The sequence below is a fragment of the Sphingomonas phyllosphaerae genome (genome assembly GCA_036946405.1).
Lineage (GTDB): Bacteria > Pseudomonadota > Alphaproteobacteria > Sphingomonadales > Sphingomonadaceae > Sphingomonas > Sphingomonas phyllosphaerae_D.
This window is the reverse complement of the sequence record JAQIJC010000001.1, coordinates 2838289-2853369: the sequence shown is the minus strand read 5'-3', so window position 1 is coordinate 2853369 and position 15081 is coordinate 2838289. Positions and strand designations below refer to the sequence as shown.

At 66.0% G+C, this 15081-nt stretch carries 12 protein-coding genes; 6 read left to right on the top strand and 6 right to left on the bottom strand.

What is annotated here, in order from left to right; translation table 11 throughout:
• Positions 1-185: 185 nt before the first annotated feature.
• Together PGN12_13535 and PGN12_13530 are read left to right on the top strand one after the other, a co-directional pair.
• Positions 186-1715 carry a lipopolysaccharide biosynthesis protein gene (locus PGN12_13535; protein ID MEH3104913.1) on the top strand — a complete coding sequence of 510 codons (1530 nt, stop codon included), beginning with the start codon at positions 186-188 and terminating at the stop codon, positions 1713-1715.
• Between the two features lie 83 nt (positions 1716-1798).
• A complete protein-coding gene (locus PGN12_13530) occupies positions 1799-2860 on the top strand; it encodes a hypothetical protein (GenBank protein ID MEH3104912.1) in 1062 nt (353 codons plus the stop codon).
• Positions 2861-3132: 272 nt separating this feature from the next.
• On the opposite strand, the gene PGN12_13525 is transcribed toward PGN12_13530, so the two are convergent.
• The 6 genes from PGN12_13525 to PGN12_13500 all read right to left on the bottom strand — a co-directional run bounded on the left by PGN12_13525 (position 3133) and on the right by PGN12_13500 (position 9839).
• Complete coding sequence (locus PGN12_13525) at positions 3133-4371, bottom strand: hypothetical protein (GenBank protein ID MEH3104911.1); 1239 nt, start codon at positions 4369-4371, stop codon at positions 3133-3135.
• Positions 4361-5479 (bottom strand): glycosyltransferase family 4 protein, encoded by a 1119-nt coding sequence (locus PGN12_13520; protein MEH3104910.1) that lies wholly within the window; start codon positions 5477-5479, stop codon positions 4361-4363. Before PGN12_13520 ends, PGN12_13525 begins: the two co-directional genes overlap by 11 nt.
• A 29-nt stretch (positions 5480-5508) precedes the next feature.
• Positions 5509-6483 carry a glycosyltransferase family 2 protein gene (locus PGN12_13515; protein ID MEH3104909.1) on the bottom strand — a complete coding sequence of 325 codons (975 nt, stop codon included), beginning with the start codon at positions 6481-6483 and terminating at the stop codon, positions 5509-5511.
• Between the two features lie 59 nt (positions 6484-6542).
• Positions 6543-7442: a family 16 glycosylhydrolase gene (locus PGN12_13510; GenBank protein MEH3104908.1), complete on the bottom strand. Its 900-nt coding sequence runs from the start codon at positions 7440-7442 to the stop codon at positions 6543-6545.
• Positions 7443-7558: 116 nt separating this feature from the next.
• Positions 7559-8806 carry a glycosyltransferase gene (locus tag PGN12_13505; GenBank protein MEH3104907.1) on the bottom strand — a complete coding sequence of 416 codons (1248 nt, stop codon included), beginning with the start codon at positions 8804-8806 and terminating at the stop codon, positions 7559-7561.
• 391 nt (positions 8807-9197) lie between these two features.
• On the bottom strand, positions 9198-9839 hold the full coding sequence (locus tag PGN12_13500) for a PEPxxWA-CTERM sorting domain-containing protein (protein ID MEH3104906.1): 642 nt from the start codon (positions 9837-9839) through the stop codon (positions 9198-9200).
• 412 nt (positions 9840-10251) lie between these two features.
• Between PGN12_13500 and PGN12_13495 the strand changes: the two genes are divergently transcribed.
• The 4 genes from PGN12_13495 (at position 10252) to kdpB (ending at position 15055) form a co-directional block, all read left to right on the top strand.
• Positions 10252-11091: a TorF family putative porin gene (locus tag PGN12_13495; GenBank protein MEH3104905.1), complete on the top strand. Its 840-nt coding sequence runs from the start codon at positions 10252-10254 to the stop codon at positions 11089-11091.
• A gap of 111 nt (positions 11092-11202) precedes the next feature.
• Positions 11203-11292, top strand: a complete 90-nt coding sequence (kdpF, locus tag PGN12_13490; GenBank protein MEH3104904.1) for a K(+)-transporting ATPase subunit F — start codon at positions 11203-11205, stop codon at positions 11290-11292.
• Positions 11293-11306: 14 nt separating this feature from the next.
• On the top strand, positions 11307-13010 hold the full coding sequence (gene kdpA / locus PGN12_13485) for a potassium-transporting ATPase subunit KdpA (protein ID MEH3104903.1): 1704 nt from the start codon (positions 11307-11309) through the stop codon (positions 13008-13010).
• Between the two features lie 11 nt (positions 13011-13021).
• Positions 13022-15055, top strand: a complete 2034-nt coding sequence (gene kdpB / locus PGN12_13480; GenBank protein MEH3104902.1) for a potassium-transporting ATPase subunit KdpB — start codon at positions 13022-13024, stop codon at positions 15053-15055.
• The last annotated feature ends 26 nt before the right edge of the window (positions 15056-15081 follow it).

The window sequence follows — 15081 nt, the reverse complement described above, 5'->3', positions numbered from 1 at the left end:
TGCGCTCGAGTGGAGGGCGCGAATCGCTCATGCGCGCGGCGTCGGCGCGCGCTCCTCGAGTCCAGGCGGACGCGCCGCTTCGGCGAGCGCCCGGCGCGGCGCGGGGCGGGCAACACTGACACCCGCGAGGGGGCGGCGATGCGGGAAGTTTCAAGCGCGATGAGCGTGCTCAGCGGAGGACAGGGGTGAGCGCAGACGCGTCGCAAACGGAGATCGGCATCGACGAGGCGCGGCGGCGCTCCCGCAAGGGGCCGCTTCTTCTGCTGATCCGGCGCGCGCTGATGCTGCTGATCACGCTCTTGTCGACGGTAACGGTGGCACGCCTCGTGGCGCCTCGCGAATATGGCCTTGCCAACATGGCAACGGTGATCCTCGCGTTCGGGCAGGTATTCCGCGATTTCGGCATGACGAATGCGGTCATGCGGAAAGAACAGATCGATCGCGACGAACTGTCGTTCATCTTCTGGTTCAATGTCGCAGCGACCTTGCTGATTTCCGCCATCATCGTCGTCGCAGCGCCGGCGATCAGCGATTTCTACAACGAGCCGGCGGTGCTGTGGGTCATCGAGTTTTCGGTGATCGGCTTCGTCGCGTCCGGGGTCGCGCTTCAGCATGTCGCGCTGCTCAATCGCGAGTTCCGCTTCGGCGTCGTCGCGGGGGTCGACATCTTCGCCCTGCTGATCGGCTTCATCACGACGCTGACGCTGGCGTTCATCCGGCACGACGTCTGGGCGATCGTCATCGGCACCGTCGTCCAGAGCGTCGTCGGATCGAGCCTGTTCCTGTACATTTCCAAGTGGCGGCCCGACCGGCCGAAGCGGCCCGAGAACCTCGGCGACCTGCTGAAATTCGGTGCCAACACCTCGATCTTCTCGATCTCGGTCTTCCTGTCGAGCAACGTATCCGTGGTGGCGATCGGCCATTATCTCGGGTCGGCCCTGCTCGGGCAGTTCAATCGTGCGCAAACCTTGTTTGCGCTGCCGAGCACCAATCTCGTCCAGCCGATCTCGCAGGCGACGATCCCGCTGCTGCGACGGCTGCGGTCGCAGCCCGAAGAATATCGCGCGACTTATGTCGGGCTCGTCCGCAACCTGTGCGCGATCCTGACCCCGGCCGCGGTGATCCTCGCGTTCGGCGGGCCGAGCATCGCCGTGTGGCTGCTCGGCCCCAAGTGGGTGATCGCGGGTCAGATCCTGTCCGCGCTCGCACCCGCGCTCGCCGGCGTGGGGCTGGGCTATGCGATCGCCGACCTGTTCATCACGCAGGACCGCTCGGCAGAGATGCGGACGCTCGGGCTGTTCGAGATGGTGCTCCGCGTCGGGGCGGTGCTGTTCGGCGTACAATTCGGCGTGATCGGCGTTGCGATCGCCTTTTCGACGGCGACGCTCGCGGTGGTGCTGCTGCGGCTGGTCGTCGCCGGTCGCCGCGGGCCGGTGACCGCGGCGGATCAGCTACGGGCGGTGATCCCCAGCATACCGCTGTTCCTGGGCGCGTTGCTCGGCTGCGTCGCCGTCATGCTGCTCACACGTGACAGGTCACTTTCCGCCACGATCCTGTCGCTCATCTATATCGCGGCTGGCAGTGCGGGCACCGTGGCGGTCGGTTGCTGCTTCGCAGGCTCGCGCCAGTCGCTGCTCGACCTGGCGCGTGTGTTCGGGCTGGCGCGGGCGGCGGGCGCGCTGACCAAGCGGCTTCGGCCACGATCGGCCGCATAGTGGTTCTGCGACAAACACCTCTTCCGAAGATCGATCCGGCGCGACGACGCGCGCGGGCGCTTCTTGCTTATTAAGGGCCGGACATGCGTACCCTCTATTATCGCGACAGCACCGGAAACTTCGGTGACGATCTTAACGAGTGGCTGTGGGAAACCGCATGGCCCGAGAAGCCGCGCGAGGAGTCCGACGACAATCTGGTGCTCGTCGGCATCGGGACGATCTTCGGCCTTCATCCGCCGCCCGCCCACGCCGAGAAGATCGTGATCGGCACCGGCGTCGGCTATGATCCGATCCCGCCGCTCGACGACAAGTGGCATATCCTCGCGGTACGCGGCCCGCTCAGCGCACGGGCGCTGGGCATCGACCCTGCGCTGGCGCAGACGGACGGGGCGGCCCTGCTGCGCGCGTTGCCGCAGTTCGGCAAGCCGGCCGGGGAGCGCACCGGCGGGATCGTGTTCATGCCGCATCTCTCTGCGCGGCTGGGCAAGTGGGAAGCGGCGTGCAAGCGTGCAGGGATCGAGTTCCTGAATCCGCAATGGGATAGCCACCTGTTGCTCAGCCGTATCGAGCAGGCCGACCTGGTGCTGGCCGACGCGATGCACGCGGCAATCTGCGCCGACGCATTGCGCGTGCCGTGGGTGCCGTGCGTGACCTCCGCCGAGATCAGCACCTTCAAGTGGACCGACTGGAGCTCCAGCGTCGGGCTGCCATACCGACCCAATTTCCTGCCGTTCAGCAGCGTGCTGGAGTATCTGCGCGACCGGATCGTCCGTCGCTTCGGCAAGCCGCATTGCGTCGAAGAGCAAGTGCTGGCCGAGATCGGTGACGATCGCGCGCGGTTGCAGCAGGTCCTGCTCGACAGCTTCACGCAGCGCTTCTCGCCCGAACATCGCCAGACCGAGCGACAGAAGCGCCAGTACAAGCGCGCGATGAACGTCATCAAGTTCCTGCGCAAGTCGCGGCTCGAATTGCTGTGGAGCCCGATCGACGCGATCATGGTCGCACGCGCGGCCAAGGCGCTCAAGGCGCTGACGAATCGGCCGCGCTATCTGAGCGAGGACAAGGACCTCGACCGTGCTGTCGCCGGCCTCAAGGACGCGCTGCGCCGCGCATCCGATCTGGCGCGGCGGCTGACGCACGGCTGACCTGCGGGCGATTGCGCACCTACCCTGTATCCGTCAACCGGGCGGTGCGGGGTAGATAACGGGATCTTCACGACGCGGGCGGTAATCGCGGTGGCGGAGGTGTCGATGTGGTATGAATGGCAGCTTGTACCGCGACCGGGCAGCACGCGCGCCTTGGTGATCGTGGATCATCAGGCGCGTCGGCGGACGTTCACCGGCCGGCGCCCGGCGGGCGGGATGATCGCGAGCGAAGGCGATCGACAGCCGTAGGAACGCCGTCGATCAACGCCCGTTCAATAACTCAGCTTCCGCGAGAGCGACAGCGTCACCGCGTCCGAGCCGAAGCTGTATTGGCCGAGCGTCGCCGAGCGGCCAATGTGATCGTAGGCGACCTGGACGATGAACCGCGAGCCGGTGACCAGCGAGACGTTCGCGTTGAATCGGGTCGTATTTTCCACACGAGCGAGATTGAGCGGGTCGTTCGCCTGCAGATCGTAGCGGAAGTTGCGGCGCACGTGGTTGAGGCGGCTGCCGACGTTCAGCCGGCCCAGCACGACCGCGGTCGCCGACACGCCATAGCTCGTGACTTCCACACCGTTGGAGAAGAGCCCGTTTTCGGTCGAAAACGCCCGGCGGAAGGCGGGCGTGACGAAGACAGTCGGCAACGGTGACCATTCGATCGCCGCATCGGCCGTGACGCCCTTGAAGTCCGCGTTGAGCGCCGAGCGATCGTTGTGCCATGTATAGCCGACGCTGCTCGTGATCTTCGTCAGCGCGGTCGGCGCGTAGAGCAGCCGCGAGACGATCGAATTCTCCACGAACTCGGGTCTGTAGCGCAAGAAGCCATCGCCGACCCGAACCTGGCTGTCGATGAAGGTCGTCGTCTGAAGGCGCGCGACCTCCAGCGTGATGCTGTTGCCGGTCGGCGAGAAATAGCCGAGCCCGCCGCCGTAGCCGAGGCGGGCGCTGTCGTTCCGTTGCAGCGTGTCGTCTGCGGCGCGGCTGCGGGTGTAATTCACGCGCCCGACCGCGCGAATGTCGCCGAGGACGTTTCGCGACGCATCGGTGCTCAGGCGCGTGAAGGATTGCAGGACGTTGCGCACCGAGCGGCTGTCCTCGAACGCGACCGGACGAAGACGATGTTCCGCATACAACGTCACGCCGGTCCGTGGTGCGGCATAATCGACCTGTGACGATGCCGAATACTGGAAGCGGTTCAGCGACGTGTTGTAGGCATAGAGCGACTGGCCGAGGCTGCCCGTCAATTCGGCCGACAGGTCGCCCCGTTGATCGCTGCCACGTCCTTCGACACTGATGAAGTTGAGCAAGTCCGCACCGTCGTGCGAATAGGTCTTCGCGACCGAATCCGGCACACGGAAGATGTTCGTGTCGGCACGGCTGGAGGCGTCGATCGTCACCTCATATTGCTGCGCGCACGCGATGCCGGGCAGCAGCAGCAGCGACAGGACCGCAACCGTCGCGCCGATCGCCAGCGGGGCGCGACGTGCTGGTGCTGCGGCATCATTCGGCATGGGCGACCTCGGGAAAGGTTTCGGCGAAGCAGCGCTTCCAGGTGAACGTCGACGCGCGCTCGCGCACCAGCGCACCCTGCCGCGCGCCCAGCGCGGCGTCCGATCCATAGGACGCGACCTGCGCGGCGAAACGGTCGATGTCGTCGGCGGGCACGACCGCGCCGGTGTCGCCCAGCACCTCCGGGATGCCGCCGACTGCCGTGGTGATCGACGGGCACCCCTGCGCTCCCGCCTCGATCAGCACGAGCCCGAAGCCCTCGATCTTGCCGGGCAATTCGCGCGCGAACAGCAGATGCGCGGCGGCGCGCCGGTAGAGCAATTTGATATCGGAGATCGACAGACGCCCGGGCAGCAGCGTTCGCACGCGATGCTGCGCGGCTTCAGCGACGATCGCACGCTCGTAGCTTTCGTCCTCGGTGCGACCGACGACGACATAGACGGGATCGGCGAGGCCATATCGGTCGCGCGCGCGTGCGAGTGCGCGGATCGTCTCGACCTGCCCCTTGCGCGCTTCGAGCCGGCCGACGCTGCAGAACACCGGGGCATCGGCGGGCAGCGCGGCAAGCTCGGGATGTTCGAACGTTTCGCTGTCCGCGGGATCGAACCATTGGCGGTCGACGCCGAGATAGGTGATCGCCTCGTGCTTCGGCGCGCCGAGTTGGGAGCGGAAGATGTCGCCGGTCGCACGCGAGTTGTACGCGACGAGATCGGCACCGAGATAGGCCTGTCGGATCAGCTTGAAGAGGATCGACCCCGGCTTGAACTTTGCCGCCTCGCTGCCGTGTACCATCACGCGGTACGCGCGGCGATGCAGCGGCTGGAGCAGCTTGAGCAGCAGGACGGTGCGCACGTCCGCCGCCAGCAGCAGCGTGTCGGCCGGGGCGCCACGCACCAGCCGCAGCACCTGCAGGATCGCGCGCGGCGGAATCTTGTGGTGGCGCAGGACGAGGTGATGCCGGACGCCGGCCGGCACGTCACCGGGAATGCCCTCGTAACGCGGCGCGATGACGCTGACCGCTGCGCCGGCCTCGACCCCGGCGCGTGCCATCTCGCCCGCATAGGTGCCGATGCCGCCCGGGAACGGCGGATATTCGCAGGTCACGATCATGACCGGCCGCGAAGCGGCACCGTTACGCGTCAACTTGCGACTCCCATGGCCATCTGGCGTTCCCGTCCCCGCGATCCCAGCATCTTCAAGGCAAGCCGGGGAAAGAACCGTACCGCGATCAACGATGTCCATGCGCGGCGGTTGAGCGGATGCGTGCGCACCGCGAACGACAGCAGCCCCAGCGCACCGTCGATGTCGTTCATCAGGAAACGATGGTTGCCGAGCTTGCGCGCGCGCTCGCTCAGCCGTTGCGGAACGAGGGTGAGCAGGGCGGGCGTTTCCGCCGCCGCCTTGAGCGCGACGAAGGCGTGATGCGCCATCAGGTCCTTTCGGCCGCCCGTGATGCTGGTGTTGCGGTTGCGCTTGTACAGCAGCGGCGCGTCGACCAGCGCGAAGCGGGTAACCCGCGCGATCCGCAGGTAGAAGTCGGTATCCTCGAAGATCCGCACCGCGGCATCGAAACCACCGCACGCATCATAAGCGGTGCGGCGGATCACCGTCGTCGACGGGATGATCGGCGGGTCGTTGAGGAAATATTGCCGGATCAGGTCCGGGGCGGCGGTGATGTCGATGACGCCCGCACGGCGTGCGCTGTCGATCGCGCCGTCGGCGAACGTGAAATAGTCCGAATAGACCATCCCGATCGCCGGATCGGCGAAGAGGGGCATCTCGCGCTCCAGCTTGTCCGCGCTCCACAGATCGTCGCCGTCGAGGATGGCGAGGAACGGCGCGTCGGTGCGGTCGATCGCCAGCCGGCGCTGGCCCGGCAGGCCGACGCCGCCGGGGCCGTAGATGATCGCGATACGATCGTCCCACGTCTCGATCTCGCGCAACACCGCGACCGTTTCCGGCGCCGAGCCGTCGTCGGCGATGACGATCCTGTCGATCAAATCGGCGCGCGATTGATCGAGGACACTGCGCACGGCGTCGCCGATATACGGCCCTTCGTTATAGCAGGTCATGATGACCGCCACGCGCGGCGCGGGTTCGTTGCTCGCCGTCATATCAGTCGTTCCACGGGGTCAAGGGAGGCGAGATCGAGGCCGGCGCGCACGATCGCCACCTATCGCCAGACACGAACATAATCGGCGAGCAGCGTCTGCGGGAGCGTCACGGCCTTTTCCTTGCCGTTGATGGTAAGGCTGACCAGATAGTAAAAGGGCTGGTCGAAGAAGTTGGCGGGCAAAGTGGCGCGCGCCACTTCCTGTCGGTCGACGTAGATCACCGCCACCTGTGGCTGGCCCGGCGGGCCGCGACGCCGGAGATCGACGCCGTAATCATGCCACTGCCCGTCGGAAAGCGCAGGCACCTTGCTGTAGCCACCGACGCCGCGTTGATCGGGCCGTCGCGGCCAGAGGTGGGTTGCGTGGTGGTGGCCGTTCTTGTCCCGGATGCCGTAATATTCGAGGACATCCAATTCGCTGTGTCCGCGGCTGAGAGGATCGTCCCGCGTCAGCAGCCAGAATGCCGCCCATGTGCCCTCGTCGACCGGCAAGCGCAGGCGCGCTTCCCAATAACAACCGGCGCAGGTGAAGCCGTTGCGGCCCGGATCGACCGGCGCACCGTGCGCCGCCTGATCGATGCTGACCGACTGAACGTTGCCGCCGCGGATCTCGTCGCCGGATTGATAGGCGGTCAGCGCGAGATAGCCGTCGCGGAACTCGTACGACTGCCCACCGGCGGGATCGAACTTGGCACGGCCGTAATTGGCGTGTTGCTTGGCCCATAGCGTCGGACCATCGAGGCTGAGCGGGCGATTGAATTCCTCCGCAAAGACGAGCCGGCTGCGTCCGAGGTCGAGCGGGGTACCGCGGTCGCTCTCGCTCCAGCGCTGCGGTTTGCCCGGCGGCGACGGGGGGGGCGGCATATGGTCGCGGGCTTGCGCGTCAGCGGGGGGCGGGGTTTGCGCGACCACGCCGCCCGCGGTGCCGAGCAGACACACGACGGCCAGCGCCCGCGTCACGCCTCGCAATGCGCTTCCAGCCACGTCGTCTCCGCTCATTACGCCCACGGTTTCATGCACCTACTCCCGACCCCGGCCAAAATCTAGGCTGCGGCCCCGTCCGATCCGGGACCGGTCTAGGCTGCGATCGAGGTCTGGCCGGCGTTCGACGCGCCATCCTTCCCGCGCATCCGCGCGCGTACTTCGGGACGTGCGAAGGTTTCGGCATAGGCGGTGTCGAGTTGCTCGAACATCGACTTGAACGACCATTCACTGACCGACATCTCGCCGGCCGCCGCGGTAAAATCGGCCAGCCGTTGCTCGTCGCGGACCAGCGCGACGCATTCCTTGGCGACGGCGGAGGCACTCGGGTCGCGGACGATGACGCCGGTGACCTGATCCGTCACGATCTCGTCGATGCCGGGTACGTAGCTGACGACCGCGGGGCGGCCTCCGCCCATGCTCTGCACGATCACGCGCGGCAGCCCCTCGCGCAGCGACGCGAGCGTGCAGACGTCGGCAAGCGCGATCAGCTTCTCCGGATCGCTGCGATGGCCGAGCAGTCGCACGCGATCCGCGACGTTCAGACTCTCCACCAGAGCGGCGACGTTTTCCGCCTCAGGACCGTTACCGGCGAGCAGCAAGCGGATGTTTTCGCCCGGCTTCGTCAGTGACACGAAGGCGCGGATGAACTCGTCGTGCCGCTTGCGCGCCTCCAGCGCCGCGAGCATCAGGATGACCTTCGGCTTCTCGCTACCCTCGTCCACGCCGACGATCTCGCGCCAGTCGTCGGGCCAGCTTGCACCGGGAAAGCGATCGACTTCCATGCCCGAGCGCACGATCGAGTGCGGGCGACGCATCCCGACGCGCGCGTCACGATAGGCCTGATGCGTCCCATGGCTGACGTGGATGAAATGGTCGGTCAGCGGCGCAACCGCATGTTCCGCCAGCAAATAGGTGACCTTCTCGCCGATGCCGACATTGCTGAACGGGAGAATGTGGACGCCGTGCACGATCGCCGGCACCCCGGCGCGACGCGCGGCGAGGCGACCAAGAATACCCGCCTTGCTGGTATGGGTGTGAACAATGTCCGCGCCCAGCTCCACGAACATCTTCGCGAGCTTCTTGTAGGCCGCGATGTCGTCCTTGATCGACACGTGGCGAACGAGCTCGGGCAGCAGATGAACCTGAACGGCGGTGCCTTTCGCGCGGTAGAAGTCGACGTCCGAATCGCGGCCGCAGATGAGATGCACGACGTGGCCGGACTTCACCTGATGCAGGCACGAGCCCCAGGTATTCTCCTCCGCTCCGCCGGTCAGCATCCGCGTCTGCACGTGCACGATGACCAAGGACTTGCCCGCGGGACGTTGTTCGAGATCTGACATTAAGGTCCCCTGTGGCTTGCTATAGTGGAGGCATCGATCGAGCCGACGCGGATAATGCCGCTGTGCAGCCGGACGGTTCATTCTTGAACTCTTCCGGAGGTTCGATGTCACGCTATCAAAGCGCGTGGGTGAGCTGACACGGCGATAATCGCACCGGTGCAATATTCGAGGTGTTCGGGCTCAGCGTTGGCGGGCTTGTACAATTGTGCAAGCCATGGCGCCACAACAATTTCGCTTCAGGTCGGCTTACGCCGATCTTGTTTTCTTCTCAGCTAGTCACGAAAGTTCGCCCCAATCTTCGATATCGGAAAACCGATAGTCGAAAACTGAAGCGAACGTTTCGTAACTTGCACGAAGGGCAGTCATCCATTCGGGCGTGACGCCCGAATGATTATGCTACCGCCTTCTTCGACGCCGTGCGGCGCGAGCGCATCGTCAGGCCGATCACGCCGAAGCCACCGAGCATCATCATCCAGGTGCCCGGCTCGGGAACCGCGGCGGTCGTCTGGAAGCGGAAGCCCGACGGATTGATGTTTGCGTTCTGACCCGGGATGTTGTTCGAAATCAGGAAGGTCAGGGTGTTCACGCCGTTGCTGAGGCCGCTGACGCTGCCGCTGGTGAACGACTGATAACCGCCGCCCGACACGCCGTTGACAGTGTTGCCGTTGAGCAGAACGCGCGTGACCTTGTCGTCAACCGCGAAGTTGAAGCTCAGCACGTCGGCAGCGCTGGCGGTGAAGCTGTTGCTGTAAACATAATAGCCCGGCTGGCTTGCCGCGTTGGCCGAGGTCGACACCCACTTCGACACCGAATCGCTGGCGATCCAGTTGTTGACCATCGCGGTGACGACGGTCGCAGTGGTCAGAGCGCCCGTAGCACTTGCCTGTGCATTGGTCGGCGCCGTCGCGGTGTCGCCCAGGAACGCGACCTTCCAGTTCGTGTCGATGCCGGTGTTGCCGATCGTCGGGGCAGCAACCGCAGGAACGGCGGCAACCGCAGCGAGAACTGCAACGGCAGTGTAGAGTACGCGCATCTCATTTCCCCTAATCATTGGCCATTGTGCGTAACCACAACGGCAATGCTGTTCACCTGGAATTAATTCCAATTTCCAAGCGAGTTGCCCGTTTCGTCCCAATTTGGCCCATTTTGGCGAAGATGGCAAATCTTTTGTTCAGACAATCGCTTGCTCGCGCGAGGACCGTTTTCCAACGGCGGACGCGCGGGAGCGCAGGCGTGTCCAGCGCAGCGGACGCTACCCGCACGGACGAGCCGGACACGGTCGGGCTGCGAGGACGATGCGGCGCTAAGTTGCTGTAATCCGGTGTTCTATATGCGCGCTATACGCGATTGCCGGAAATCGATCTCGAATTGCTACGCGCCCCACGCCTAATCGCGCTTCCCTGAAGGCGCCGCCATGAAGCGGCTGCCACGCCTTGGGGGCGCGTATGTATCTGTATCGTCGAATAATCGTCGCGGCGTTGGTGATGGTGCCGGCCGCTGCGGAAGCGCAGGACGAATCGCCGGAGGTGGTGGTGAGCGGGGCGGCGACAGTCGCCTCGGACTATCGCTTCCGGGGCGTTTCGCAGTCCGATCGGAACATGGCGGTGCAGGGCGGGATCACGATCGCGCACGAAAACGGCATCTACGTGGGCACCTGGGCGTCGAACCTGGCGGGATGGGGCACGTTCGGCGGCGGAAATATGGAGCTCGATCTCATCGCGGGGTACAAGACGAAGCTCAACGACACCGGAACGCTGGATGTCGGTCTCACCTGGTACATGTATCCGGGCGGTGCGGCGAGGACCGACTTCGCCGAGCCCTACGTCAAGCTGAGCGGCACGACCGGGCCGGCGACGCTGACCGCCGGCGCGGCCTATGCGCCCAAGCAGCAGGCGATCGGCAAATGGTATGCGACCGGCGCGGACGCCGCGGCGGCAACCTACACGAGCCCCGGCGCGAAGGACGACAACCTCTATCTATGGGGCGACGGCGCGGTCGCGATCGCGGGGACGCCGGTTACCGCCAAGGCGCATGTCGGGCATAGCTGGGGACAGGACGGGCTGGGGCCGAACGCCACCGCGGTCGCGCCGACGGGCGCCTATTGGGACTGGTCGCTGGGCGCGGACTTCACGTTCGACAAGCTGACGCTGAACGTCAGCTATGTCGACACCGACATCACCGCGCGCCGGTCGCGCTACCTCCTGCCCAGCTTCAGCGAGGGGCAGGACGGGACCGGGTCGATCGCGGGCGGCACCATCGTCGCCTCGCTGACCGCCGCCTTCTGAATTGGGAGCCGAAGCCATGCAGGACCTGCTGTGGATCGCGATCATGATCGGGCTGGTAGCGGCGACGCTCGCCTTCGTCCGGCTGTGCGACAACGCCTGAGGAGCGACGCGATGACCCTCGATCTCTGGCTCGCCGCGCTGACCGCGGCCGGGCTGCTCATCTATCTGGTGGCGGTGCTGATCCGCCCCGAACGCTTCTAGAAGGAGGCGATCCCATGACTGTTCAGGGCTGGTTCCTGATCCTCGCCTTCACCGGCATCCTGCTGGCGCTGGCCAAGCCGGTCGGGCTGTGGCTGTTCGCGCTGTACGAAGGGCGGCGCACGCCGTTCCACGCGATCCTTGGCCCGGTCGAGCGCGGCTTCTACAGATTGTCGGGTATCGATCCCGCCGAAGAGCAGGGCTGGCGGCGCTACGCGGTGCACATGCTGCTGTTCAACGCGGCGCTGATGCTGTTCACCTATGCGGTGCTGCGGTTGCAGGCGGTGCTGCCGGGCAATCCGCAAGGATTGGCCGCACCGAGCGAGCATCTATCGTTCAACACCGCGATCAGCTTCACCGCCAACACCAACTGGCAGAGCTATGGCGGCGAGAGCACGATGTCGAACCTCAGCCAGATGCTGGGGCTGACGATCCACAATTTCCTGTCGGCCGCGACCGGGATCGCGCTGGCATTCGCGCTGTTCCGCGGGTTCGCGCGCCGCGAGGCCAAATCGGTCGGCAATTTCTGGGCCGACGTGACGCGGATCACGCTCTACCTGCTGCTGCCGCTCTGCGTCGCGCTGACGCTCTTCTATATCGCGAGCGGCGTCCCGCAGACGCTGGCCGGGGTCGTCGACGTGCAGACGCTGGAGGGCGCGCGCCAGTCGATCCTGCTGGGCCCGGTCGCCAGCCAGGAAGCGATCAAGATGCTTGGCACCAACGGCGGCGGGTTCTTCAACGCCAATTCGGCGCACCCGTTCGAAAACCCGACCGCGCTGACCAACTTCGTCCAGATGCTGTCGATCTTCGTGATCGGCGTCGGGCTGACGTGGACGTTCGGCAAGGCGGTCGGCAACACGCGCCAGGGCTGGGCAATCCTCGCGGCGATGATGATCCTGTTTCTCGCCGGCACCACGGTCACCTATTGGGCGGAAGCGGCGGGCAATCCTGTCCTGCACCAGCTGGGGGTCGCCGGCGGCAATATGGAGGGCAAGGAGGTGCGGTTCGGCATCGCCGCGTCCGCGCTGTTCTCGGTCGTCACCACCGCCGCCTCGTGCGGGGCGGTCAATGCGATGCACGACAGCTTCACCGCGCTGGGCGGGCTGGTCCCACTGTTCAACATGCAATTGGGCGAAGTCGTGATCGGCGGTGTCGGTGCGGGGATCTACGGCTTTCTGCTGTTCGCGATCCTTGCGGTGTTCGTCTCCGGGCTGATGGTCGGGCGGACACCCGAATATGTCGGCAAGAAGATCGAGGCGCGCGAGGTGAAGCTGGCGGTGCTGGCGATCGCGGTGCTGCCGCTGATGATCCTCGGGCTGACCGCTTTGTCGTCGGTGCTGGAACAAGGGCTGGCCGGGCCGCTCAACAAGGGGCCACACGGGTTCAGCGAGATCCTGTACGCCTTTACCAGCGCGGTGGCGAACAACGGGTCCGCCTTCGCCGGGCTGACCGCCAACACGCCCTATTACAACGGGCTGCTGGGTGTCGCGATGTGGGTCGGGCGGTTCTTCATCATCGTGCCGATGCTGGCGATCGCAGGCAGCCTTGCCGCCAAGAAATACACGCCGGAAAGCGCGGGGTCGTTCCCGACCACCGGCGGGCTGTGGGTGGGGCTGCTGGTCGGCATCATCCTGATCCTCGGCGGTCTCACCTTCCTGCCGAGCCTCGCGCTCGGTCCCATCGCCGATCATCTCGCGATGATCCGCGGCCAGCTCTTCTGATCGGGCGCATCATGGCCAAGCAGACCAAAAGCCTTTTCACCGCCGACCTCGTCCTGCCGGCGATTTCGGCCTCGTTCCTCAAGCTCAATCCTGCGCAGCTGGTGCGCAATCCGGTGATGTTCGTCACCGCCGCGGTCGCCGCGCTAATGACCGTGTTGCTCGTGATCGGGCATGACGGGCTCGGCACCGGGTTCAAGGTGCAGCTCGTCATCTGGCTGTGGCTGACGGTGCTGTTCGGCACCTTCGCCGAAGCCCTGGCCGAAGGGCGCGGCAAGGCGCAGGCGGCGTCGTTGCGCGCTGCCAAGGCCGAGCTGACCGCCAAGCGGCTGAAGCGCGACGGGCGCGACTATGACGAATTGCCCGCCAGTCAGCTGAAGATCGGCGACGTGGTGCTGGTCGAGACGAACGACCTGATCCCGTCCGACGGCGAGGTGATCGCGGGGGTCGCCTCGGTCAACGAGGCCGCGATCACCGGCGAGAGCGCACCAGTGATCCGCGAGGCGGGTGGCGATCGGTCGGCGGTGACCGCGGGGACGCGCGTCATCTCCGACGAGATCCGCGTCAAGGTGACGGTGGAGCCGGGCAAGGGCTTCCTCGATCGCATGATCGCGCTGGTCGAAGGCGCCGAGCGGCAGAAGACGCCGAACGAGATCGCGCTGACCTTGTTGCTGGTCGGGCTGACGATCATCTTCCTGATCGCGGTCGCGACGATCCCCGGCTTTGCGACCTATGCCGGGGGCAGCATCCCGGTGGCGATCCTCGCCGCGCTGCTCATCACGCTGATCCCGACGACGATCGCGGCGCTTTTGTCGGCGATCGGGATCGCGGGGATGGACCGGCTGGTGCGGTTCAACGTGCTCGCGAAGTCCGGACGCGCGGTCGAGGCGGCGGGCGACATCGACGTGCTGCTGCTCGACAAGACCGGCACGATCACGATCGGCGACCGGCAGGCGTCGGAGTTCCGCGCGGTCGGCGGCGCGAGCACGGTCGAGCTGGCGGAGGCGGCGTTGCTCGCCAGCCTTGCCGACGAGACACCCGAGGGGCGCTCGATCGTGGTGCTGGCGCGCGAGGCGTTCCACGTCACGACCGCGCGGCTGCCCGAGGATGCCGAGGTGATTCCGTTCACCGCACAGACGCGCATTTCGGGCGTCAAAACCGGCGGGGCGCTGATCCAGAAGGGCGCGGTGGATTCGATCCTGCGCGCTAATGACGGCAGCGGCGCGACCGCGGCGGCGACCGAGCTGCGGCGGATCACCGACGAGATCGCGCGCGCGGGCGGTACGCCGCTGGCGGTGGCGCGCGACGGGCGGTTGCTGGGCGCGATCTTCCTGAAGGACGTGGTCAAGGCCGGTATCCGCGAGCGCTTCGGTGAGCTGCGCACGATGGGGATCCGCACGGTGATGATTACCGGCGACAATCCGCTGACCGCCGCGGCGATCGCGGCCGAAGCCGGGGTCGACGACTTCCTCGCGCAGGCGACGCCCGAGGACAAACTGGCGCTGATCCGCAAGGAGCAACAGGGCGGCAAGCTGGTCGCGATGTGCGGCGACGGCACCAACGACGCACCGGCGCTGGCGCAGGCCGATGTCGGCGTGGCGATGAACACCGGCACGCAGGCGGCACGCGAGGCGGGCAACATGGTCGACCTCGACAGCGATCCGACGAAGCTGATCGAGGTGGTCGGGCTCGGCAAGCAATTGCTGATGACGCGCGGGGCGCTGACGACCTTTTCGGTCGCCAATGATGTCGCGAAATATTTTGCGATCATCCCGGCGATGTTCGTCGCGCTCTATCCGCGGCTGGGGGTGCTGAACGTGATGGGGCTGGCGTCGCCGCAGTCGGCGATCCTGAGCGCGATCATCTTCAACGCGATCATCATCCCGTTGCTGGTGCCGCTGGCGCTGAAGGGGGTGGCGTACCGGCCGATGGCGGCGGGGCCGCTGCTGGCGCGCAACCTGGCGGTCTATGGTCTGGGCGGGCTGCTCGCGCCGTTCGTGGGGATCAAGATTATCGATGTGGTCGTCGGCGGCTTGGGGCTGGCGTGACGATTTAAGCCCCTCCCCCTCGGGGG

Coding starts and splice junctions, on each gene's coding strand:
- PGN12_13530 (MEH3104912.1), top strand. CDS start 1,799: ATGCGTACCCTCTATTATCGCGACAGCACCGGAAACTTCGGTGACGAT.
- PGN12_13525 (MEH3104911.1), bottom strand. CDS start 4,371: ATGCCGAATGATGCCGCAGCACCAGCACGTCGCGCCCCGCTGGCGATC.
- PGN12_13520 (MEH3104910.1), bottom strand. CDS start 5,479: ATGATCGTGACCTGCGAATATCCGCCGTTCCCGGGCGGCATCGGCACC.
- PGN12_13515 (MEH3104909.1), bottom strand. CDS start 6,483: ATGACGGCGAGCAACGAACCCGCGCCGCGCGTGGCGGTCATCATGACC.
- PGN12_13505 (MEH3104907.1), bottom strand. CDS start 8,806: ATGTCAGATCTCGAACAACGTCCCGCGGGCAAGTCCTTGGTCATCGTG.
- PGN12_13500 (MEH3104906.1), bottom strand. CDS start 9,839: ATGCGCGTACTCTACACTGCCGTTGCAGTTCTCGCTGCGGTTGCCGCC.
- PGN12_13495 (MEH3104905.1), top strand. CDS start 10,252: ATGTATCTGTATCGTCGAATAATCGTCGCGGCGTTGGTGATGGTGCCG.
- kdpF (MEH3104904.1), top strand. CDS start 11,203: ATGACCCTCGATCTCTGGCTCGCCGCGCTGACCGCGGCCGGGCTGCTC.
- kdpA (MEH3104903.1), top strand. CDS start 11,307: ATGACTGTTCAGGGCTGGTTCCTGATCCTCGCCTTCACCGGCATCCTG.
- kdpB (MEH3104902.1), top strand. CDS start 13,022: ATGGCCAAGCAGACCAAAAGCCTTTTCACCGCCGACCTCGTCCTGCCG.